The sequence below is a fragment of the Micrococcus sp. KRD077 genome (genome assembly GCF_017168505.1).
GTDB classification, from domain to species: domain Bacteria; phylum Actinomycetota; class Actinomycetes; order Actinomycetales; family Micrococcaceae; genus Micrococcus; species Micrococcus luteus.
In genome coordinates, this window is record NZ_JABFAZ010000054.1 from 1 (window position 1) to 976 (window position 976).

Sequence of the window (976 nt, forward strand, 5' to 3'; positions counted from 1 at the left end):
GGCCAGAGCCAGTTCACGGCAGCCATGCCCAGGCCGAGGATGCCCAGGGCAAAGCTCTGAGGGAGCAGGAGCGAGCTCATCGGGCACCTCCGGCCAGGCGCAGCAGGTCGAAGCCGGTGCGTTCGAGATCGTTGCGCAGGCGGTTGTCCACGGGAGGGGCCACGGGCACGGCGTTCTCGTCGCCGGGACCCATGCGGAACAGGTCGGCCACCGAAATGCCCTTGTCGGTGTCGCCGGGCAGCACCTCGGAGATCGAGATGATCTTGCGCTTCACCGAGCCATCGGGCTGAGGCACCTTGCGCATCTGCACGACGACGTCGATGTGGTAGCCCAGCTGGCGAGCCATGTAGGTCTCGGAAAACTCGTTCATGCCCAGGCCGACCAGACGGCGCACGGCCTCCTCGCCGGAGTAGGCGTGGACGGTGCAGTAAGTTCCCGCGCCGGTCTGCATCGCGGAGATCATCGCGCCGATCTCCGAACCGCGGACCTCGCCGACCAGGATGCGTGCGGAGTTCAGACGCAGGGCCTTCTCCATGGCCATGGTCAACGTGTACTCGCCGATGGTGCTGCCGTCGGCGGCGCGCTCGCCCGATCCGGGGCGAGCCTGAAGCTCGATCGGCGGGACCAGGCGAGAGTCGAGCCGGTCCAGGTGCAGCTCGCGCTCCTTCTCGATGGTCACGATCTGCTCCAGCGGGCCGATCTTCTCCGCCAGGGCGCGCATCAGGGTCGTCTTGCCGTCGCCGCCGAAGCCGCTGATGACGATCGTCTTGCCGGCCTGCACGAGCGCCGTGAGGAACTCGGCGGCCAGGGGGCTCAGGGTGCCGTTGTCGACCAGCTGCTCCAGGGTGATGTTCACCAGCCGATGGATGCGGAATACGGCGGTGGGCCGCGTGGAGACCGGGCGGGCGGTGGCGGCCAGACGGACCGAGCCCATCAGGTCCATGTCCAGGTCGGGGTGGGCCGCAGAGAAGGGGCG

The 976-nt window shown here is 68.4% G+C and carries 1 protein-coding gene; it reads right to left on the bottom strand.

Going from position 1 to position 976, the window contains the following annotated elements:
- Positions 1-76: 76 nt before the first annotated feature.
- A partial coding sequence (locus J1M39_RS11105) for a CpaF/VirB11 family protein (RefSeq protein ID WP_206496794.1) occupies positions 77-976 on the bottom strand: 900 nt, incomplete at its 5' end.